Source organism: Solimonas sp. SE-A11, assembly GCF_030345715.1.
Lineage (GTDB): Bacteria > Pseudomonadota > Gammaproteobacteria > Nevskiales > Nevskiaceae > Solimonas_A.
In genome coordinates, this window is sequence record NZ_JAUASX010000013.1 from 75778 (window position 1) to 95048 (window position 19271).

Genomic DNA, 19271 nt, shown 5'->3' on the forward strand with positions numbered 1-19271 from the left:
TGCCACTTCCGCGGGAATCCCCTCCATGCCGCACGACGTCACGCTCATCGCCACCATCGCCGTCGGCTTCGTCCTGGCCTTTGTCCTCGGCCTGGTCGCCAATCGTCTGCGCCTGCCGCCCCTGGTTGGTTACCTGGTGGCCGGTGTCCTGGTAGGCCCCAACACTCCCGGCTTCGTCGCCGACGCCGCACTGGCGGCACAGCTCGCCGAAATCGGCGTGATCCTGCTGATGTTCGGCGTGGGCCTGCATTTCTCGCTGGCCGACCTGATGGCCGTGCGGCGCATCGCCATCCCCGGCGCCATCGGACAGATCGTGTTGGCCAGTGCCATCGGCGTGGGCATGGCGATGTTCTGGGGCTGGAGCTTCGGCAGTGGCCTGGTGCTGGGCCTGAGCCTGTCGGTGGCCAGTACCGTGGTGCTGCTCAAGGCACTGGAGGAGCGCAACGCGGTGGCCTCCACCAACGGTCGCATCGCCGTGGGCTGGCTGATCGTGGAAGACCTGGCGATGGTGCTGGCCCTGGTGCTGCTGCCGGCGCTGGCCGGCGTGCTCGGCGGCAAGCCCGACGAGGGCGCGGCGGCGGCCGGCCCGCTGTGGCAGCAACTGCTGATGACGCTGCTGAAGGTCTCCGCCTTCGGCGCCGTGGTATTGCTGGTGGGGCCGCGCGTGCTGCCCTGGCTGCTCAAGCAGGTAGCGCGCACCGGCTCGCGCGAGCTGTTCACGCTGGCGGTGCTGTCCATGGCCATCGGCATCGCCTTCGGCTCCGCCGCGCTGTTCGGCGTGTCCTTCGCGCTCGGCGCGTTCTTCGCCGGCATGGTGCTCAACGAGTCCGACCTCAGCCACAAGGCCGCCGCCAACTCGCTGCCGCTGCAGGACGCCTTCGCCGTGCTGTTCTTCGTCTCGGTGGGCATGCTGTTCGACCCCATGATCCTGGTCCGCGAGCCGCTGCTGGTCGCCTCGGTGCTGCTGCTGGTGGTGATCGGCAAGTCCCTGGTGGCCGCCGCCATCGTGCTGCTGCTGGGCTACCCGCTGTCCACCGCGCTGACCGTTTCCGCCGCGCTGGCGCAGATCGGCGAGTTCTCCTTCATCCTGGCCGGCATCGGCCTCAGCTACCAGCTGCTGCCGCCGGAGGGTTACAGCCTGGTGCTGGCCGCGGCGCTGTTGTCGATCACGCTGAATCCGCTGGCCTTCGCCGCCGCCAACTGGCTGGGCCGCCGCGCTCAGGCGAATCCGCGCCTGCGCCGCTCGCTGGAAACCTCGCGTGCCCCGCGCTTCGCCGCGCTGGAGGCTGAGCTGGACCAGGCCCGCGAACTCGCCGAGCAGCGCGCCGCCGCCCACCACAGCTTCTCACCGGAGGAACTGGTGGAGCGCTTCCCGCTGTTCGCCGAGCTGTCGCCGGAGCAGCGCGAGGTCGTGGCCCTGCACTTCCACGCGCAGGACGCCCAGCCAGGCGAGCGGGTGATCCGCATCGGCGATCCGCCGGACGCGGTGTACTTCATCTCCTCCGGCCTGGTTGAGGTAGCGGTGGGCGACAAGCGCGTGCGCCTGCAGTCCGGCGACTTCTTCGGCGAGATGGCCCTGCTGGGCGACCGCCCGCGCTCGGCCGACGTGACCGCGCTGGACTACTGCCGCTTCGTGACCCTCAACCGCCGTGACTTCCGCGAGGTGCTGCGCCGCTATCCGGCGATCCGCGGCCAGTTCGACGAGGCGGCGGCGCGGCGTGGGCAGATGAACCAGCAGTAGCAGGGTACGGCGGAGCGGCTGGAGCGAATGTATATCCTATTGACATATCCTTTGCTTGGCGTATCATCATTCGGTATATCCCAGGCGGACATGGCAAATGGAACAAGGTGCGGTCTTCAAGAGCAATCGCAGTCAGGCCATCCGCTTGCCCAAGGCCGCGGCCTTGCCGGAAGACGTGAAGCGGGTGGACGTAGTGGCCATCGGCCGCACCCGCGTTATCACCCCTGCCGGAGAAGCCTGGGACAGCTGGTTCGATAGCACGGGTGTCAGCGCCGACTTCATGGTCGAGCGGGAGCAACCCGCGGAGCAGGAGCGCGAGGCGTTCTGATGCTGCGCTACATGCTGGATACCAATCTCTGCATCGCCACCATCCGGGAAAAGCCGGTCGCGGTGCGGGCCGCCTTCAATCTCCATCACTCGCAGATGTGCATCAGTTCCGTCACTGTGATGGAGTTGCTGTACGGCGTGGAGTTGTCCGCGCAATCTCAGCGAAACCTTGCGCAGGTGGAGGGCTTCATCGCGCGCCTGGATGTGCTGGACTACGATCCTGCGGCGGCGGCCCATACCGCCCAGATACGAGCCGAACTGAAAAAGGCCGGCACGCAGATCGGGCCGTACGATCAGATGATCGCGGGTCATGCGCGCTCGCGCGGATTGGTGGTGGTCACCAACAACACCAAGGAATTCCAGCGCGTGGCCGGTCTTCGCTTCGAAGACTGGATCGCCTGATCGCTCTCGACATTGGAAGCGAAAAGGCCGCCCGAAGGCGGCCTTTTCGTTATGCAGTGATACCGCTTAGTGACCGCCGCCATCCAGCGACTTCACGGCCTGGATCATGGCGACCATGACCTTCTGCGCGTCGCCGTACACCAGGTTGGTGTTGTCGGCGAAGAACAGCTCGTTCTCCACGCCCGAGTAGCCCTTGCCCTGGCCGCGCTTGACCACGAAGACCTGCTTGGCCTGGTCGACGTTGAGGATCGGCATGCCGTAGATCGGCGAGGACTTGTTGGTGCGGGCGGCCGGGTTCACGGTGTCGTTGGCGCCGATGACGATGGCGAAATCGGCTTCCTTGAACTCGCCGTTGATGTCTTCCATGTCGTAGATGATGTCGTACGGCACGCCGGCTTCGGCGAGCAGCACGTTCATGTGGCCGGGCATGCGGCCCGCCACCGGGTGGATGGCGAACTTCACTTCCACGCCCGCCGCCTGCAGCAGCTTCACGAACTCGTAGAGCTTGTGCTGCGCCTGGGCCACGGCCAGGCCGTAGCCCGGGGCGATGATGACCTTGGAGGCGTAGCGCATCTGGATGCCGGCATCGCCCGCGTCCACCGGCTTCATGCTGCCCTTGATCTCGCCCTGCTGTTCGTCGCCGGAGGCGCCGAAGTTGGAGAAGATCACGTTGCTCACCGAGCGGTTCATGGCCTTGGCCATCAGCAGCGTCAGCAGCGTACCGGCGGAGCCCACCACCATACCGGCAATCATCAGCGCCGGGTTGTTGAGCACGTAGCCTTCCAGGCCCACGGCGAGGCCGGTGAAGGCGTTGTACAGGGAGATCACCACCGGCATGTCGGCGCCACCGATGGGCATGGTCATCATCACGCCGAAGATCAGGGCCAGCGCGAAGAAGGCCACCGTGACGCTGGCCGGGGCATGGCCGCCAGCGCCGAACACGATGTACAGGCCCAGGGCGATCGTGGCCAGCATGATCGTGCCGTTGATGGCCTGGATGCCGGTCATGCGTAGCGTCTTGTTGATGCGGCCGTCGAGCTTGGCCCAGGCGATCAGCGAGCCGGACAGCGACACCGCACCGATCAGGCCGCCGAACACGGTGACCAGGTAGTGCAGCGAGCCGTGGCTGGCGCCTTCGGTCGGGGTGGCCAGCAGCACCATCGCGGCGATGGCGGCAGCGGAACCGCCACCCATGCCGTTATAGAGCGCCACCATCTGCGGCATGGCGGTCATCTCGACCTTCTTGCCGCTCCACCAGGCCCAGCCCACGCCGATCAGCAGCGCGGAGATCGCGACGATGGCATTGGTGGTCAGGTGCGGCTTGGCTGCCTCGGCGACGCCGAAGGTGTAGAGGAAGCTAGCCAGCACCGCCACCAGCATGCCGTAGCCGGCAACGACGATGCCCGAACGCGCCGTGACCGGCGAGGACATGCGCTTGAGGCCGTAGATGAACAGGAAGGAGGCCGCCAGGGCGCTCACTTCGATCAGGAGTTGTGCATTCATTGGTCTGGCGTCCCTTTACTTGCCTGCGGGCTTCTTGTCGGAGGACTTGAACATCTCGAGCATGCGCTCGGTCACGACGTAGCCGCCGGCGGCGTTACCCGCGCCCAGCAGTACGCCGAAGAAGCCGATGGCCTGCTCCAGCACCGAGGTGGCGTTGAGCGTGGCGTAGATGGCGCCGACCACGACGATGCCGTGCACGAAGTTGGAGCCCGACATCAGCGGCGTGTGCAGGATCGACGGCACGCGGCCGATGATCTCGTAGCCGGTGAACGCGGCGAGCATGAAGATGTAGAGGGCGACGAAGCCCGTCAGTACGGTTCCTGCGTGTTCCATGTTTGTTCCCCTTAGCCTTCCACCGCTTTCTTGGCGGCTTCGTTCTTGATCTCACCGGCGTGCGTCAGCGCGGACTTGGCCAGCACCTCGTCGTTCCAGTCGATGGCGATCGCCTTGTCCTTCACGAACAGCTCCATCAGGTTGTACTGGTTCTTCGCGTAGAGCTCGGAGGCGTGCTCGGCCAGCAGCGAGGGCACGTTAATCGGCGCGTTGATGGTGACCTGGCCGACCTGGATGGACTCGCCCGGCTGCGTGTACTCGGTGTTGCCGCCGCCTTCCGCCGCGAGGTCGATGATCACGGAGCCGTTCTTCATGCCGTCGATCTGCGCCTTGCTGATCAGCTTCGGCGAGGGGCGGCCCGGGATGGCGGCGGTGGTGATGATGATGTCGGCCGCCTGGATGTGCTTGGTGACGACCGCGGCGATCTTGTCCTTCTCTTCCTGCGTCAGCTCGCGAGCATAGCCGCCGGTGCCGCGGGCATCCACGCCGGTGTCGATGAACTTGGCGCCCAGCGACTCGACCTGCTCCTTCACTTCCGGACGCACGTCGTAGCCTTCCACCTTGGCGCCGATGCGGCGGGCGGTGGCGATGGCCGAGAGGCCGGCCACGCCCACGCCCATCACCAGGATGGTGCCCGGACGGATCGAGCCGGTGGCGAAGGTGGTCATCGGCATCATGCGCGAGATGCTGGTGGCGCCGAGCAGGGCGCCGTAGTAGCCCGCCAGTGCGGCCTGCGAGGACAGGGCGTCCATCGACTGGGCACGCGTGATGCGCGGCACCAGCTCCATCGCGAAGCTGGTGATCTTCTTGTCGCGCAGCAGCTTGGTCAGCTCCGGCTCGCGGTGCGCGTAGACGAAGGACAGCAGGATGCTGCCTTCCTTCATCGCGTTGACGATGTCGGCCGTTGGCGGCTGCACGGACACCACGATGTCGGCGTCCGACACCAGACCCTGCGGGTTGGCGGCGAAGTTGACGTTCTTGAACGCCGTGTCGGGGATCTTGCTGGCCAGGCCTGCGCCCGACTGCATATGGATTTCGCAACCCAGCTTGGCCAGCTTGTCGGCCACGGCGGGCACCATCGCCACGCGCTTTTCGCGGGCGGCGGTCTCTTTCAGCACGGCAATTTTGACCGGCATGATCACTCCCAAGGTACGTTTTTTGAGCTACTGGACGATGCGCACGCCGAATCGTCGCCCGGCGTTTGCGACAGGGCGACGAGTTTAGCGGAAGCGCAACCCGTTTACAGCAAGAGGTTTTTCGGCCCGGATCAATGCCTTGGCCCGATCCGGGGGTGCTTCGTATCACGGCGGACTGGCGGAGACGCCACTCTTTCGGGTGAACCCCGCCGGGCCCCTGGGCCGCCATCCGTGGCGGCCCGCGGTGTATCAGCCGAAATGGCAGACGTAGTGCACCGGCTCCAGGGCCTCGATGTCGAAGCCGCTGTCGCCCGGCACCGAGAAGGACTGGCCGCCGGCGTAGTCCTTCCAGTCGGGCTCGCCCTTCAGGCGCACGCGGCAGCGGCCGTCGATCAGTTCCATGATCTCAGGGGCGGCGGTGCCGAAATGGAGCGTGGCCGGCAGGATCACGCCCACCGATTTGCGGGTGCCGTCGGCCAGCAGCACGGTGTGGCTGACGCACTTGCCGTCGAAATAGACGTTGGCCTTCTTGAGAACGCTGACTTGGTCGAACTGGGACATGGGGCAATCCTTGGTTTTTCTTGTCAGGCCGGCTCGTGGATGGCCGGCATCAGGGGGACGTACTGGCTGCGCTTGGACGTGGCCGCGCCGGTCAGGGCGAAGCCCAGCGGCTTGCCGCTCTCGTCCTTGTAGACCGCTTCCAGGTCCGGGGCGGTGCCGGTCACTTCCCAGCTGCCGGCGACCGGCGGCGGGGGATTGACCAGGGTCGGGCAGGCCGGGGTCTTTACGATCACCGGCATGGCCGGGAACCTGGCCTTGGTCGGCGTGCCGGCCAGGGTGGCCGCCAGGGCGCGCGAGGCATTGGCGATCGGCAGGATGTAGGGCAGCAGGCGGCCGTTGACCTCGATGCAGTCACCCAGGGCGTAGACGTCCACCGCCGAGGTCTGCAGGTGGTCGTCCACCACGATGCCGGCCTTGCAGGCGATGCCGGCGTCCGCGGCCAGGCGGGTGCGCGGCCGCAGGCCCACCGCCGACAGCACCACGTCCACCGTGGCGCGGCTGTCGTCGCTGAAACGCGCCTCGACCGAACCGCCGACGCGGTCCAGGCTGGCGACGCTGGCGCCGAGCTGCCAGGTCACGCCCAGCTTGCCGAGGCCCTCCTGCAGCGCGCGGCCCTGGGCCTCCGGCAGCAGGCGGCTGAGCGGCCAGGCGGCGATGTCGACCACGCGCACGGCATGGCCGCTGGCGGCGAGGTCGTTGGCGAACTCGCAGCCGATCAGGCCGGCGCCGATGATCAGCACGCGGGCGCCCGGCTTGAGCAGGGCGCGGAAACGGCCGTAGTCCTCGCGGTCGTTGACCGACAGCACCTCGGCCGCGGCGTCGCCGGCGATCGGCAGGCGCACCACGTCGGCGCCGGTGGCCAGCACCAGCTTGGAGTAGGGCAGCCACTCGCCGTCCACCTGCACGGCATGCGCCGCGGGGTCGATGGCGGTGACGTCCTTGCGCACCAGGACCTCCGCCTTGAGCTGCTCGACGAGCTGCTCCAGCGGATTCTTGATCAGGCCGTCCGCGTCCTTGCCGGCCGCGAAGGCCTTGGACAGGTCCGGCTTGTAGTAGTAGTGACCGTCCTCGCGCGTAATCAGCCGCAGGGGCAGGTCAGGAGCCAGTTTTCGAAGGTCGCGGGCCAGCGTGATGCCGGCGTGCCCGCTGCCGAGGATCGTGAGCGGAGCGCTCACGCCGGGACCATGTCGAAATCCGCCTTGGAGGCGCCGCAGTCCGGGCAGGTCCAGCTGTCCGGGATGTCTTCCCAGCGCGTGCCCGGGGCAATGCCCTCTTCCGGGAGACCCTTGGCCTCGTCGTATTCGAAATCACAAATCAGACAGCGCCACTTGCGCATTGCTGGTTCCAACCGTCGTTAATGGAAAAAAGGGCGGCGAATCTTAGCAGACCCGGCATCGGGGCAAGGTTTGCCGAGGTGACACCGGTCGACGGCGGCCGGCCCAGGCCCGGAAGCTGAAACCGTGCCAAGATCGGCGCCAAATTTCATGGAGCGGCAGAAAAATGAAACATTTGAAAGGAAAGGTCGCCGTCATCACCGGCGCGGGCAGCGGCATCGGCCGCGCCCTGGCGCTGGAATTGGGCCGCGCCGGCTGCCGCCTGGCCCTGTCCGACGTCAGCGAGACCGGCCTGCGCGGCAGCGTCGCGGCCTGCGAGGCGATCGGCGTGGAGGCGCGCGGCTACCTGCTGGACGTGTCGAAGCGCGAGGCGGTCTACGCCCACGCCGAGGAGGTGAAGCGCGACTTCGGCAACGCCAACCTGGTCATCAACAATGCCGGCGTCGCCGTGGCAGCCCTGGCCTCGGAGACCTCCTGGGCCGACTTCGAGTGGCTGATGGGCATCAACTTCTGGGGCGTCACCTACGGCTCCCAGGCCTTCCTGCCGCAGCTGATCGAGTCCGGCGAGGGCCACCTGGTGAACATTTCCAGCGTCTTCGGCCTGATCGCCGCGCCGGGCAACAGCGCCTACAACGCCGCCAAGTTCGGTGTGCGCGGCTACACCGAGTGCTTGCGCCTGGAGCTGATGATGCAGGGCCACCCAGTGCAGGTCAGCTGCGTGCACCCCGGTGGCATCCGCACCAACATCGCACGCACGGCCCGCAAGGGCGAGTCCAATCAGGATCGCGACCTCGGTCGCGAGTTCGAGAAGCTGGCCCGCACCACCCCGGAGCAGGCCGCCGCGATCATCGTCAAGGGAATCCGGGCCGACAACCCGCGCATCCTGGTGGGCGGCGACGCGGTGGTGATCGGCGGCCTGGCTCGCCTGCTCGGCATCGGCTACCAGCCGCTGATCGCGCGCTTCATGAAGGGCAAGGTCTGATGGGCCCGATGCAGCGGGTGCTGCCGCAGGTACTGCGCCGCGCCATCAAGCCGGCCTTCAACCCGCGCCTGCCGATCGGCCTGCGCAGGCGCTGGCTGGAACTGGCCTCCCAGGCCAATCTTGCGCCGCGCGACTGCCGCTACGAGTCCGCCACCCTGGGCGGCCGCCCGGCCGAGCGTGTGCGCGGCCCCGGCCCGCTGAGCCGCAACGTGCTGCTGTACCTGCACGGCGGCGGCTACTTCATGGGGTCGCCGCGCACGCACCGCGCCATCAGCGGGCGCCTGGCACGGCTCACCGGCGCCACGGTCTACCTGCCGGAGTATCGCCTGTCGCCGGAGCATCCCTACCCGGCCCAGCTGCAGGACGCGCTGGCCGCCTACCGCGCCCTACTGGACCACGGCGTGACGCCGCAGCGCATCGCCGTGGCGGGTGATTCCGCCGGCGGACACTTGACGCTGTCGCTGCTGCTGGCGCTGCGCGACAACGGCTTGCCGCTGCCGGCCGCGGCGGCGCTGCTGTCGCCCTGGACCGACACGCGCCTGGACAGCGACAGCATCGGCGGCGTGGGGACGAGCGACCCCATGCTGACGCCGGCCTGGGCGCGCCTCAGCGCGGCCGAGTTCCGGGGTGACGTCGTGGAGGATGATCCGCGGGTGCAGCTGCTGGCGGCGGACCTTTCGGGCCTGCCGCCGCTGCGCATCGAGGTCGGCAGCAACGAGATCCTGCGCTCGGACGCCGAGGGCCTGGCCGCCGCCGCCGAGGCGGCGGGTGTCGAGGTCGAGTTCCGCTGCTGGGACGGCATGTGGCACGTCTTCCAGGTCCACGGCGGCCTGCTGCGCGCGGCGGATGAGTCGCTGGCGGGTATCGCGGGCTGGTTGAGAGCGCGTTGGCAGTGAACCGGCCGGCCATCCTCGTCACCGGCGCCGCGGCCGGCATCGGGCGGGCCTGCGCCGAGCGCTTTGCCCGCGAGGGCTGGTTCGTCGGTGTCTGCGACATCGACGAGGCCGGCGCCCGGGCGCTGGCGGCGCGCTTCGGGGCGCAGGGCTGGGCGGCGAAACTCGACGTCACCGACCCGCAAGGCTGGCGCGACACGCTGGCGGCCTTCGCCGCCGCCAGCGACGGGCGGCTCGACGTGCTGCTGAACAACGCCGGCATCCTGTCCAGTGGCCCCTTCGGCGAAATTCCGCTGGAGAAGCAGCACGCCATGGTCGACGTGAACTTCAAGGGCGTGATCAACGGCGCCCATGCGGCGCTGCCGTACCTGAAGCAGACCCCCGGCGCCCGCCTGGTCAATATGGCCTCGGCCTCGGCGATCTACGGCGCGCCGTCGCTGGCGGTGTATTCCGCCACCAAGTTCGCGGTGCGCGGCTTCACCGAGGCGCTGCAGGTGGAGTGGAAGCCGCTGGGCATCGCGGTGATGGATATCTGGCCGCTGTTCGTGCGCACCGCGATGATCGACGCCGTGGGCGCCGGCAGTGCGCAGAGCCTGGATTCGATGGGCGTGCGGCTGACGCCGCAGGACGTGGCGAACACCGTCTGGCGGGCCGCGCGGCGGCCGGGGCGCACACACTGGGTCGTGGGCCTGCAGGCCAAGCTGATGGCGCTGGCGATCCAGCTGACGCCGGGGTCGATCACCCGGCGGGTGGTGGCGAAGCTCTCCGGGTATTGATTTTATATAAATCAAGACACCAGATTCATACAAATTAAAACATAAAGGCCAAAAAAAGCGGCCCGGTTTGCACCGAGCCGTTCAAGAACCCGGTGGTTGGGGATCCGGGTTGGGGGAGAGGTAGGCGGTCGAAGAGGCCGGGGCCGGGGGGCGCTTGCGGGGCTCTTCGTTTGCCGTGAGACAAAGCCTACGCCCTGGAATCGTGCAGAACGCCCGTGGCCGACAACGGGGCATCGGCGACGGACGAACGGACCAAACGGTCAATTCCCGCGAAATAAACGGTAGCGGGACCCGGATGAGCGGCGCGCTTCGCGCAGGGGTAGCCGCTCATCCGCGCCGGTCGAGGCCCGGCAGGCGGCCAGACCCGGTCCCGCAGCGGGATCAGGGTTCCAGGCCTGCCGAAGGGCCGGCTAGACGGCGGGGGTATCCAGGGAGGTGTCGGCGGCGGCCGGCGGCTGGTTCTGCTCGCGCAGGGTCTTGAGCAGGTTCAGCGTGGTCGGCGCGCTGTCGATGGGCTCGGAGCGGCCGGTGAGCAGATCCTCGAAGAGGTCCTTGGTGTGCAGGGTCAGGGCGTTCTTGCCGTCGAACTCAGCAAAGGACACGCGCTGTGTCTGCGGGTACCAAGAGGTGACCTTGAGCCAGCGGGTGTCGTGGTTACTGCGGTCGTAGACGCGGAACCAGCTGCCGATCTGCAGCAGCTGCTCCAGCAGGCGCTCACTCGAGGGTGCCGGCTCGGGCGCCGGTTCCGGTGCGGGCTCGGCCGCCTTGGCGGACGCCGTAATCTCCGCGCTCGCATCCGGATCCTTGGTCTTGCCCTTGGCTTTGGCCCTGGCCTTCTTCACCGCGGCCTCGGCGGCCTCGGCTTCCTCGCGGGCCTGGTTCTTGAGGGCTTCCTCGGCGTCGTGGTTGACGTCGTCGAGGGCCTGCTCAAGGCCATTGAGCAGCGGATCGATACGGTCCTCGGCCATGCCGACCTCGGCCAGGGCCACGCCGATGTCGCGGCGCAGCGCTTCGCGCTGGGCCGAGGTACGGGCATTCGGGGACTTGGGGTTCAGCGCGAACAGCACACGGTGCAGCAGCTCCATGCCGGCGCGCCACAGCTCGCTGTCGTGGCCGTGGCGCAGCAGGCGCATGGCCATCATCGGGCCCCAGCCGGAGCGCAGCAGCGGCTCCAGCGTCTCGGGTACCGGCTGGGTCAGGGTGTTCAGTTCCAGTTCCTGCGAGACGACCTTGCGGACCTTCTCGACGATGGCCTGGCGGCGCTCGCGACCCTGGGCGATCTGCTGGTCGAGGAAGCGCTCGATGTCGCTTTCCTCCAGCGGCGCGGCCTCGCGCGCCTTGGGGCGCACGGTCTCGGCATTCAGGTCGAACTGCTGCTTGACCTTGCGGGCCAGTTCCTCGAAGCGCTGCACCGCGGGGGCGCCGCCGGCGCGGGTCGATGCGGCCATGGAGGCCAGGTCGTTGATCAGCGAGCGCACCGGATGCTGCGGATCGGAGAAGAAGCTGACGTCGGACAGCGCGGTCTTGATCACCGGGAAACGCAGGTCTTCCATGGCGCCGGTAACGCCGCGCGGCAGGTTCGGGTCGGAGACGATCTCGTTGAACATGCGCCCGACCAGGCCGGCGCGCTGGGTCATGGCCCAGGCATGGCCGGCATCCAGGCCCTGCACGCTCTGGCCGCGCGCGGCAGACATCAGTTCGGAGGCCAGCATGGCGTCGGCGTAGGCATTGCCCAGCACCGCGCCAGCGTAGGACTGGCCGCCGCCGGCCACACCGTAACCGGCCGCGCTGCCGAAGCCGCCGGCTCCCGCCATGGGGGGGGCGGCCATCGCCGCGCCCATGGCTCCGCCCATGCCCGCGCCGGGGAGTCCGCCGCCCATGGTGCCGCCCAGCCCGGGGAACTGCGCGCCGAACTGCTGCAGCAGGCCCAGCGTCTGGTCGTCCAGCGAGGGCAGCGGGCCCGCCTGGGCAACCGGGGGCAGGCCTGGGGCAGAAGGCATCGCGCCGGCACCACCGACCCCGGCCATCGCCGGGTTCGGCTTGCGCGAAGCCGCCTTCTTCTCGGGGTGGATGCCGAAGCGGTCGAACAGCGCCAGGATCTCGCCATACAGGGGGCCGAGATCGCCGATGACCAGGCGCTCGTAGAGCTTGTAGAGCACCAGCTTGATGCTGAAGTCGATCTCCAGCACCTTCAGCGCCGCGCGGAAGGCGTCGCAGAAGCTGGTGGGGCCGATCGCCGTCAGCGGCAGTTGCAAGGGGCTGTGCTTGCCCAGCCACTCCAGGCGCTTTTCCAGTTCGAAGAGGGCATTCTGGTAGGCAGATTCGGCACGGCCCGACATGTTGGACAGGGTGATCGACTCTTCCAGGTCCTCGCTTTCCAGCAGGGCCAGGTTCTCGAAGTCGATCTCGCCGGGGTCGGCCTGCTCGCCGACGACCTGGGCGTGCAGGGTGTCGAAGGACTCGCGGATCCGGGTTTCGTAATGCTCGGCGATGCGCGCGCGGCCCAGGCGGATGGCGCGCATGGTGTCGAAGTAGACGCGTTGCTGGTCATTGTTGGCGGCGCGCTCGCTCATGTCGAAGAGCAGGTCGTCGGCACCGTTGAACATGCGACCCAGACGTTCGCCCAGGCCGCGCATCACCAGGCCGCGCAGTTCGCGCAGCAGCTCCGCGGAGGCCTCGGGCGTCAGGCTGTTGGTGCCCTGCTGCCCGGGGTACAGTGAATGGACCTGAGCACTCATGCCGCCTCGTACCCCGTCTGGGGAGCCCCGTTCCATCGTCTGGCGAAAACGCCCATGTTGCGATCGAAAAAACCGATTGAAAATCATACGCTACGTCGTCCGGGCGACGTCCCACGCCTATCGGCCGGACACATACGTTCGCCAACCTGAACTATGCATCACGTATGGAATCGTGAAAAGAGCGCAATCATCCGCTCATCCGCATTAACGGATATAATCTCCCTTTCAGTTCCAGCAACCGCCATGTCCCAGAACGCCCGCCAAGACCGCCTCGCAGACCTGCTCGGGCGCCGCATCCTGATCCTGGACGGCGCCATGGGCACCATGATCCAGCGGCACAAGCTGGAGGAGGCCCATTATCGGGGCGAACGATTCCGCGACTGGCATCGCGACGTCAAGGGTAATAACGACCTGCTGGTACTGACCCAGCCGGAGATCATCCTCGGCATCCACCGCCAGTACCTGGAGGCGGGCGCCGACATCATCGAGACGAACACCTTCAACTCCACCACGGTCGCGTTGCACGACTATGGCATGGAGGCGCTGGCCTACGAGCTGAACCTGGAGGCGGCCAGGCTGGCCCGCCGGGCTGCGGACGAGCTGTCCACTCCGGACAAGCCGCGCTTCGTCGCCGGCGCCATCGGGCCGACCAACCGCACCGCCAGCATCTCGCCGGACGTCAACGACCCGGCCTTCCGCAACGTCAGCTACGACGAGCTGGTGACCGCCTACCTGGAGCAGGCCAATGGCCTGGTCGACGGCGGCTCCGACATCCTGCTGATCGAGACCATCTTCGACACGCTGAACGCCAAGGCGGCGATCTTCGCCTGCGAGACGCTGTTCGAGCAGCGCGGCGAGCGCTGGCCGGTGATCCTGTCCGGCACCATCACCGACGCCTCGGGCCGCACCCTGTCGGGCCAGACCACCGAGGCCTTCTGGAACGCGATCCGCCACGCCAAGCCGCTGGCGGTGGGCCTGAACTGCGCGCTGGGCGGCAAGGACATGCGCCCCTACATCGCCGAACTGTCGCGCCTGGCCGACTGCCACGTGTCCTGCTACCCCAACGCCGGCCTGCCCAATGCCTTCGGCGAGTACGACGAGAAGCCGGAGGACACCGCCGGGATCGTCGCCGAGTTCGCCACGTCCGGCCTGGTCAATATCGTCGGCGGCTGCTGCGGCACTACGCCCGACCACATCGGCGCCATGGCCCGCGCGGTGGCCAGCGTCAAGCCGCGCGAGCTTGCGAAGCCGCCGGTGGAATGCCGCCTGTCGGGCCTGGAGCCCTTCAACATCGGTGCAAGCACGTTGTTCGTGAACGTCGGCGAGCGCACCAACGTCACCGGCTCGGCCAAGTTCCGCGACCTGATCAAGGCCGGCGACTACGGCACCGCCATCGCCATCGCGCGCCAGCAGGTGGAAGCCGGCGCGCAGGTGATCGACGTCAACATGGACGAGGGCATGCTCGACGGCAAGGCCGCCATGGTGCGCTTCCTCAACCTGATCGCCAGCGAGCCGGACATCGCGCGCGTGCCGATCATGATCGATTCCTCCAAGTGGGAGATCATCGAGGCCGGCCTGCAGTGCGTGCAGGGCAAGCCTATCGTCAACTCCATCTCGATGAAGGAAGGCGAGGAGAAGTTCATCGAGCAGGCCCGCCTGTGCCGCAAGTATGGCGCCGCCGCGGTGGTGATGGCCTTCGACGAGGAGGGCCAGGCCGACACGCTGGAGCGTCGCAAGACCATCTGCTCGCGTGCCTACCGGATCCTGGTGGATCAGGTAGGCTTCCCGCCCGAAGACATCATCTTCGATCCCAACATCTTCGCCGTGGCCACCGGCATCGAGGCGCATAACCTCTACGGCCTGGATTTCATCCAGGCGGTGACCTGGATCAAGCAGAACCTGCCGCACGCCAAGATCAGCGGTGGCGTGTCCAACGTGTCGTTCTCGTTCCGCGGCAACAACCACGTGCGCGAGGCGATCCACTCGGTGTTCCTTTACCACGCCATCCGCGAGGGCATGGACATGGGTATCGTCAACGCCGGCGCATTGATGGTCTACGACCAGCTCGAGCCGGAACTGCGCGAGCGCATCGAGGACGTGATCCTGTTCCGCCGCGAGGATGCCACCGAGCGCCTGCTGGAGATCGCCGGCCGCTTCAAGGGTGAGAAGCAGGAGGCCAAGGCGGAAGACCTGGCCTGGCGCGAGCAGTCACCGCGCGAGCGCATCAAGTACGCGCTGATCAAGGGCCTGGACCAGTATGTCGAGGCCGACACCGAGGAGCTGCGCGCTTCGCTGGTAGCGGAGGGCAAGCGCACCATCGAGGTTATCGAAGGCCCGCTGATGGACGGCATGAACGTGGTCGGCGACCTGTTCGGCGCCGGCAAGATGTTCCTGCCGCAGGTGGTGAAGTCTGCCCGCGTGATGAAGAAGGCGGTGGCCTACCTGATCCCCTTCATCGAGGCCGAGAAGAAGCCCGGCGAGGCATCACGCGCCAACGGCAAGATCATCATGGCCACGGTCAAGGGCGACGTCCACGACATCGGCAAGAACATCGTCGGTGTGGTGCTCCAGTGCAACAACTACGACGTCGTGGACCTCGGCGTGATGGTGCCGGCGCAGAAGATCCTCGACGCGGCCAAGGCCGAGAAGGCCGACATCATCGGCCTGTCGGGCCTGATCACGCCCTCGCTGGACGAGATGGTGAACCTGGCCAAGGAGATGGAGCGCCAGGGCCTCGACATCCCGCTGCTGATCGGCGGTGCCACCACCTCGCGTGCGCACACCTCGGTCAAGATCGACCCGGCCTACCATGGCCCGGTGGTATGGGTGAAGGACGCCTCGCGCTCGGTGCCGGTGGCGGCAGCCCTGCTGTCCGCCGAGCAGAAGCCCAGGCTGCTGGCCGAGCTGAAGAAGGAATACGACCAGATCCGCGAGCGCCACGCCGCCAAGGACCGGCAGGAGAAGTTCCTGTCGCTGGACCAGGCCCGCGCCAACCGCACGCCGATCGACTGGAGCGGCTACCGCCCGCCGCGTCCGCGCATGCTGCTGCAGCAGGCCAAGGACGTGTGCGAGGGACCGGCCTGCGACCATCACCACGAGCACGCCACGCAGTTCGTGAAGGTGTTCGGGGACTACCCGCTGGCCGAGCTGCGCGAGTACATTGACTGGCAGCCGTTCTTCATCGCCTGGGAGATGAAGGGCAAGTTCCCCGAGCTGCTCAACAACCCCGCCACCAGCGAGCCGGCGCGCAAGCTGTTCGCCGACGCGCAGGCCATGCTGGACCGCATCGTCGACGAGAAGTGGCTGCGCGCCGCGGGCGTGTTCGGCCTGTTCCCAGCAGCCCAGGTGGACCATGACGACGTCGAGGTCTATACCGACGAGACGCGCCAGGCCGTGGCTGCCCGCCTGTTCAACCTGCGCCAGCAGGGCGAGCACCGAGAGGGCGTGCCCAACCGCTGCCTGGCCGACTTCGTGGCGCCCCGAGAGACTGGGCTGCACGACTACGTCGGTGGCTTTGCCGTGACCACCGGCATCGGCTGCGCCGAACGCGTGGCCGAGTTCCGCAAGCAGCACGACGACTACAGCGCGATCATGCTGGAGGCCCTGGCCGACCGCCTGGCGGAGGCTTTCGCCGAGCGTCTGCACCAGCGCGTGCGCAAGGAGTTCTGGGGCTACGCGCCTGACGAGCATCTCGACAACGAGGCGTTGATCCAGGAGAAGTACGCCGGCATCCGCCCGGCCCCGGGCTATGCCGCCTGCCCCGAGCACACGGAGAAGGGCAAGATCTGGCAACTGCTGGATGTGGAGAAGAACTGCGGCATCGAGCTGACCGAAAGCTACGCCATGTGGCCGGGTGCGGCGGTGAGCGGCTGGTACTACTCCCACCCCGAGTCGCAGTACTTCGTGCTGGGCCGTGTCAACCGCGAGCAGGTTGCCGACTACGCCCGCCGCAAGGGCTGGACGCTGGCCGAGGCCGAGAAGTGGCTGGCGCCGAACCTGGGCTACGAGCCCGAGGACTGAGGAGGCCGCGGCATGGTGGATGAAGGCCAGGTCCTGTCGATCGCGCACACCATTCAATTGGCGGTGGCGCCGGTATTCCTGCTGGCCGGCATCGGCTCCATGCTGGGGGTGCTGACCAACCGGCTGGCGCGCGTGATCGACAAGGCGCGCAAGCTGGAAGAGCAGACCCCTGCCCCGGCCGACCCGGCCATGCCCGACATTGCCTACGAGGCCCAGTTGCGCGTGCTGGCACGCCGCGCGCGTTACCTGCAGGTGGCCATCGGCTCCTGTGTCAGCTGCGCCCTGCTGGTGGCCTTGGTGGTGGTCACCCTGTTCATCTCGGCGGTGCTGGACCTCAATGCCTTTGCCGTGGTGGCCTTCCTGTTCATCGCCGCCATGCTGGCTTTCATCACCGGCCTGCTGTTCTTCATGCGCGAGATCCACCTGGGCCTGATACACCTGCGTATCGGGCCGCGTCCGCGCGTATAGGCGGTTTCGCACAGGCCTGCCGGAGATTGGCGCGTCGTCAGGCACGCCAGTTGCCGCCTGCGGGCCGACAGGCTCTAATCGCGGGGCCATGGAAAAAACCCTCCGCAAGCCGCAGCAAAAGGACCGTTTCTCCCCGCCGGACTGGTGGCGCAAGTGGCGTCCCCTGCGCTGGCTGGCCGGCGGCGCGGTGCTGGTCTCGCTGGCGATGTGGGGTCGCAACCTGCTGGAGGGCGATGCCGGAAAGCCGGCCCCGGCTCCGGTCGAGGTTGCGGCGGATAGCGCGGCGCCCGAGGAGGCTCCCGCCCCGGTGACCGAGGTGGTGGTGGCCGAGCCCGAACCCGAGCCGGCACCCGCACCCGCGGCGGCTCCGCCCCCTGCCGCTCCTCCGGCGGCCAAGCCGGCCCCGGCCCCGGTCGAGGTGATCGAGGAGCTGCCGACCCACCAGGTTTCCGACTACAAGGCCTATACGCGCGTGGAGACCTCGGTGATCGACCTGATGGCCTTCCGCAGCTATGCCAGCGTGGACAGCGTCGCCGCTGCGCTGGAGAAGGCGGGCTACAGCCCGCAGTTGGCCTCCAACCACCGCAAGGTGCCGGAGGAGTACCCGCCCTACGACATCGACCGGATCACCCTGGAGGAGTACAGCCATCTCGGCCAGACCGGCGGGCTGACCCTGCAGTTCTTCAACGACCGGTTGTTCGAGGTCGAATTCCGCCCGGTGAATGCGCAGGCCTACCTGAAGGCCTTCCGCGGGCAGTACGGGCCGCCTCCGCGCAGCAAGACCGGGCGCACGGAGTGGAACAACGGGCAGTTGCGCATGGCCAGCAGCCTGGACCTGGCGGTGAGCGACGTCGGCAAGGCCCTGCGCACCAAGGCCTACGTCATGTGGCAGGACCGCCGCCTGGTGGGCCAGCGCGACAACTGGGACGCCCGATACGCGCCGGAACTGGCACGCTGAACGAAAAAGGGGGCGCCGCCGGCGCCCCCTTCTTTACTTACGGGGCCTCTGCCTCAGTGGTGGTGGCCGCCGGGGCCGTGCACGTGGCCGTGCGCAATCTCTTCCAGCGTTGCGGCGCGCACTTCGGTGATCTCCACGTCGAAGTTCAGCGTCTCGCCGGCCAGCGGGTGATTGCCGTCGACGGTGACCATGTCACCCTGCACCGCCGTCACCGTGACCCGCATCGGGCCCTGGCTGCTCTGGGCGTGGAAGGTCATCCCAGGCTCGATGTTGGGCACGCCCTGGAAGGCGCGCTTCGGCACCTGCTGCACCAGGGCCGGGTCGTGCACGCCGTAGCCCTCGGCGGGCTCCACCGTGACCTGCAGCTTGTCGCCGATCTGCTTGCCGGTCAGGGCCTTCTCCAGGCCCGGGATGATGTTGCCGGAGCCATGCAGGTAGGTCAGCGGATCGCCGCCCTGGGAGCTGTCCAGCACCTCGCCCTTGTTGTTGGTGAGCGTGTAATGCATGGAAACGACGGAGTTTTCTGCGGCTTGCATGGTGCGGCCCTGGCGCGTAAATAAGGGCGGCCATGCTAACAGAAGCCCGCTGAACGTGGCCCGACTCCAGGTCCAGGTCGGCCCCAAGGCCTCCCGGGACGCCGTGACCGGCTGGATGGGGGACACCCTCAAGCTCAGCGTCACCGCCGTCCCCGAGCGGGGGAAGGCCAACGAAGCCGTCATCGAGCTGCTGGCCGGGACGCTGGGTGTTCCGAAGTCCCGCGTCCGGGTCCTGCGGGGCGAGACCCAGCCCAACAAGCTGCTGGAGATCGATGGCCTGGACGAGGCCGGGCTGCGGCGGCGCCTGGGCCGGCCCGAGGCCTGACGGGCCGGCCAAGGCCTTGCCCGGGGCAACATGCCACAATAAGGCCGTTATCCCTCGAACAAGGCTGTACCGATGTCCGCCGTCGCCCGCGAGGTCCAGCAGGACGCCCGCACGCTCCAGCTGGAGCAGAACAAGCTCAACAAGCGCCTGCGCCGCCAGGTGGGACAGGCGATCATGGACTACAACATGATCGTCGACGGCGACCGCGTGATGGTCTGCCTCTCCGGCGGCAAGTTCT

18 protein-coding genes and 1 pseudogene are annotated in these 19271 nt (G+C 67.8%); 11 read left to right on the forward strand and 8 right to left on the reverse strand.

Annotated elements, in window-relative coordinates; genetic code table 11:
- Positions 1-25: 25 nt before the first annotated feature.
- The 3 genes from QT386_RS15345 to vapC all read left to right on the forward strand — a co-directional run bounded on the left by QT386_RS15345 (position 26) and on the right by vapC (position 2470).
- Complete coding sequence (locus QT386_RS15345; RefSeq protein ID WP_367401449.1) at positions 26-1741, forward strand: cation:proton antiporter; 1716 nt, start codon at positions 26-28, stop codon at positions 1739-1741.
- A 97-nt stretch (positions 1742-1838) separates the two neighbouring features.
- Positions 1839-2069, forward strand: coding sequence for a type II toxin-antitoxin system VapB family antitoxin (gene vapB / locus QT386_RS15355; RefSeq protein ID WP_289274633.1), 231 nt, complete (start codon positions 1839-1841; stop codon positions 2067-2069).
- The gene (gene vapC / locus QT386_RS15360) at positions 2069-2470 is read left to right on the forward strand and encodes a tRNA(fMet)-specific endonuclease VapC (protein ID WP_289274634.1); all 402 of its coding nucleotides are present in this window, start codon (positions 2069-2071) and stop codon (positions 2468-2470) included. Before vapB ends, vapC begins: the two co-directional genes overlap by 1 nt.
- 66 nt (positions 2471-2536) lie before the next feature.
- On the opposite strand, the gene QT386_RS15365 is transcribed toward vapC, so the two are convergent.
- The 6 genes from QT386_RS15365 to QT386_RS15390 all read right to left on the reverse strand — a co-directional run bounded on the left by QT386_RS15365 (position 2537) and on the right by QT386_RS15390 (position 7339).
- The gene (locus tag QT386_RS15365; protein WP_289274635.1) at positions 2537-3973 is read right to left on the reverse strand and encodes an NAD(P)(+) transhydrogenase (Re/Si-specific) subunit beta; all 1437 of its coding nucleotides are present in this window, start codon (positions 3971-3973) and stop codon (positions 2537-2539) included.
- A 15-nt stretch (positions 3974-3988) separates the two neighbouring features.
- Complete coding sequence (locus QT386_RS15370; RefSeq protein WP_104229431.1) at positions 3989-4306, reverse strand: NAD(P) transhydrogenase subunit alpha; 318 nt, start codon at positions 4304-4306, stop codon at positions 3989-3991.
- A gap of 11 nt (positions 4307-4317) precedes the next feature.
- Positions 4318-5442, reverse strand: coding sequence for an NAD(P) transhydrogenase subunit alpha (locus tag QT386_RS15375; RefSeq protein WP_289274636.1), 1125 nt, complete (start codon positions 5440-5442; stop codon positions 4318-4320).
- 249 nt (positions 5443-5691) lie between these two features.
- Positions 5692-6003: a pyrimidine/purine nucleoside phosphorylase gene (locus QT386_RS15380; protein WP_289274637.1), complete on the reverse strand. Its 312-nt coding sequence runs from the start codon at positions 6001-6003 to the stop codon at positions 5692-5694.
- Positions 6004-6026: 23 nt separating this feature from the next.
- A complete protein-coding gene (locus tag QT386_RS15385) occupies positions 6027-7178 on the reverse strand; it encodes an FAD-dependent oxidoreductase (RefSeq protein ID WP_289274638.1) in 1152 nt (383 codons plus the stop codon).
- Positions 7175-7339 carry a rubredoxin gene (locus QT386_RS15390; protein WP_289274639.1) on the reverse strand — a complete coding sequence of 55 codons (165 nt, stop codon included), beginning with the start codon at positions 7337-7339 and terminating at the stop codon, positions 7175-7177. The genes QT386_RS15385 and QT386_RS15390 overlap by 4 nt, the downstream gene beginning before the upstream one ends.
- Before the next feature lie 164 nt (positions 7340-7503).
- Between QT386_RS15390 and QT386_RS15395 the strand changes: the two genes are divergently transcribed.
- Genes QT386_RS15395 through QT386_RS15405 form a run of 3 tightly spaced genes read left to right on the forward strand, consistent with a single transcriptional unit; the run spans position 7504 to position 9988 of the window.
- On the forward strand, positions 7504-8319 hold the full coding sequence (locus QT386_RS15395) for an SDR family oxidoreductase (protein ID WP_289274640.1): 816 nt from the start codon (positions 7504-7506) through the stop codon (positions 8317-8319).
- Positions 8319-9215 carry an alpha/beta hydrolase gene (locus tag QT386_RS15400; protein WP_289274641.1) on the forward strand — a complete coding sequence of 299 codons (897 nt, stop codon included), beginning with the start codon at positions 8319-8321 and terminating at the stop codon, positions 9213-9215. The genes QT386_RS15395 and QT386_RS15400 overlap by 1 nt, the downstream gene beginning before the upstream one ends.
- Entirely contained in the window at positions 9212-9988 is a 777-nt protein-coding gene (locus QT386_RS15405; protein WP_289274673.1) for an SDR family oxidoreductase, read from the forward strand. Before QT386_RS15400 ends, QT386_RS15405 begins: the two co-directional genes overlap by 4 nt.
- A gap of 410 nt (positions 9989-10398) precedes the next feature.
- Here the strand turns inward: QT386_RS15405 and QT386_RS15410 are convergent, their stop codons facing one another.
- A complete protein-coding gene (locus QT386_RS15410) occupies positions 10399-12726 on the reverse strand; it encodes a DUF1631 family protein (protein ID WP_289274642.1) in 2328 nt (775 codons plus the stop codon).
- Positions 12727-12969: 243 nt separating this feature from the next.
- On the opposite strand from QT386_RS15410, the gene metH reads away from it, so the two are divergent.
- The 3 genes from metH (at position 12970) to QT386_RS15425 (ending at position 18172) form a co-directional block, all read left to right on the forward strand.
- Entirely contained in the window at positions 12970-16746 is a 3777-nt protein-coding gene (gene metH / locus QT386_RS15415; RefSeq protein ID WP_289274643.1) for a methionine synthase, read from the forward strand.
- 12 nt (positions 16747-16758) lie between these two features.
- A complete protein-coding gene (locus QT386_RS15420; protein ID WP_289274644.1) occupies positions 16759-17214 on the forward strand; it encodes a DUF2721 domain-containing protein in 456 nt (151 codons plus the stop codon).
- 88 nt (positions 17215-17302) lie between these two features.
- On the forward strand, positions 17303-18172 hold the full coding sequence (locus QT386_RS15425; RefSeq protein ID WP_289274645.1) for a hypothetical protein: 870 nt from the start codon (positions 17303-17305) through the stop codon (positions 18170-18172).
- A 53-nt stretch (positions 18173-18225) separates the two neighbouring features.
- Here the strand turns inward: QT386_RS15425 and QT386_RS15430 are convergent, their stop codons facing one another.
- Positions 18226-18708 carry a peptidylprolyl isomerase gene (locus QT386_RS15430; RefSeq protein WP_289274646.1) on the reverse strand — a complete coding sequence of 161 codons (483 nt, stop codon included), beginning with the start codon at positions 18706-18708 and terminating at the stop codon, positions 18226-18228.
- Between the two features lie 55 nt (positions 18709-18763).
- Here QT386_RS15430 and QT386_RS15435 point away from each other — a divergent pair, with 55 nt between their 5' ends.
- Together QT386_RS15435 and QT386_RS15440 are read left to right on the forward strand one after the other, a co-directional pair.
- Complete coding sequence (locus tag QT386_RS15435; protein WP_289274647.1) at positions 18764-19033, forward strand: DUF167 domain-containing protein; 270 nt, start codon at positions 18764-18766, stop codon at positions 19031-19033.
- A gap of 72 nt (positions 19034-19105) precedes the next feature.
- Positions 19106-19267 (forward strand): annotated as a pseudogene (locus QT386_RS15440) (tRNA 2-thiocytidine(32) synthetase TtcA); the annotation flags it as partial.
- Positions 19268-19271 lie beyond the last annotated feature (4 nt).

What these genes read in the sequence shown, in the direction of transcription:
- metH (WP_289274643.1), top strand. Translation starts at nt 12,970, where the DNA reads ATGTCCCAGAACGCCCGCCAAGACCGCCTCGCAGACCTGCTCGGGCGC.
- vapC (WP_289274634.1), top strand. Translation starts at nt 2,069, where the DNA reads ATGCTGCGCTACATGCTGGATACCAATCTCTGCATCGCCACCATCCGG.
- QT386_RS15375 (WP_289274636.1), bottom strand. Translation starts at nt 5,442, where the DNA reads ATGCCGGTCAAAATTGCCGTGCTGAAAGAGACCGCCGCCCGCGAAAAG.
- QT386_RS15400 (WP_289274641.1), top strand. Translation starts at nt 8,319, where the DNA reads ATGGGCCCGATGCAGCGGGTGCTGCCGCAGGTACTGCGCCGCGCCATC.
- QT386_RS15370 (WP_104229431.1), bottom strand. Translation starts at nt 4,306, where the DNA reads ATGGAACACGCAGGAACCGTACTGACGGGCTTCGTCGCCCTCTACATC.
- QT386_RS15365 (WP_289274635.1), bottom strand. Translation starts at nt 3,973, where the DNA reads ATGAATGCACAACTCCTGATCGAAGTGAGCGCCCTGGCGGCCTCCTTC.
- QT386_RS15380 (WP_289274637.1), bottom strand. Translation starts at nt 6,003, where the DNA reads ATGTCCCAGTTCGACCAAGTCAGCGTTCTCAAGAAGGCCAACGTCTAT.
- vapB (WP_289274633.1), top strand. Translation starts at nt 1,839, where the DNA reads ATGGAACAAGGTGCGGTCTTCAAGAGCAATCGCAGTCAGGCCATCCGC.
- QT386_RS15420 (WP_289274644.1), top strand. Translation starts at nt 16,759, where the DNA reads ATGGTGGATGAAGGCCAGGTCCTGTCGATCGCGCACACCATTCAATTG.
- QT386_RS15395 (WP_289274640.1), top strand. Translation starts at nt 7,504, where the DNA reads ATGAAACATTTGAAAGGAAAGGTCGCCGTCATCACCGGCGCGGGCAGC.
- QT386_RS15410 (WP_289274642.1), bottom strand. Translation starts at nt 12,726, where the DNA reads ATGAGTGCTCAGGTCCATTCACTGTACCCCGGGCAGCAGGGCACCAAC.
- QT386_RS15345 (WP_367401449.1), top strand. Translation starts at nt 26, where the DNA reads ATGCCGCACGACGTCACGCTCATCGCCACCATCGCCGTCGGCTTCGTC.
- QT386_RS15430 (WP_289274646.1), bottom strand. Translation starts at nt 18,708, where the DNA reads ATGCAAGCCGCAGAAAACTCCGTCGTTTCCATGCATTACACGCTCACC.
- QT386_RS15390 (WP_289274639.1), bottom strand. Translation starts at nt 7,339, where the DNA reads ATGCGCAAGTGGCGCTGTCTGATTTGTGATTTCGAATACGACGAGGCC.
- QT386_RS15425 (WP_289274645.1), top strand. Translation starts at nt 17,303, where the DNA reads ATGGAAAAAACCCTCCGCAAGCCGCAGCAAAAGGACCGTTTCTCCCCG.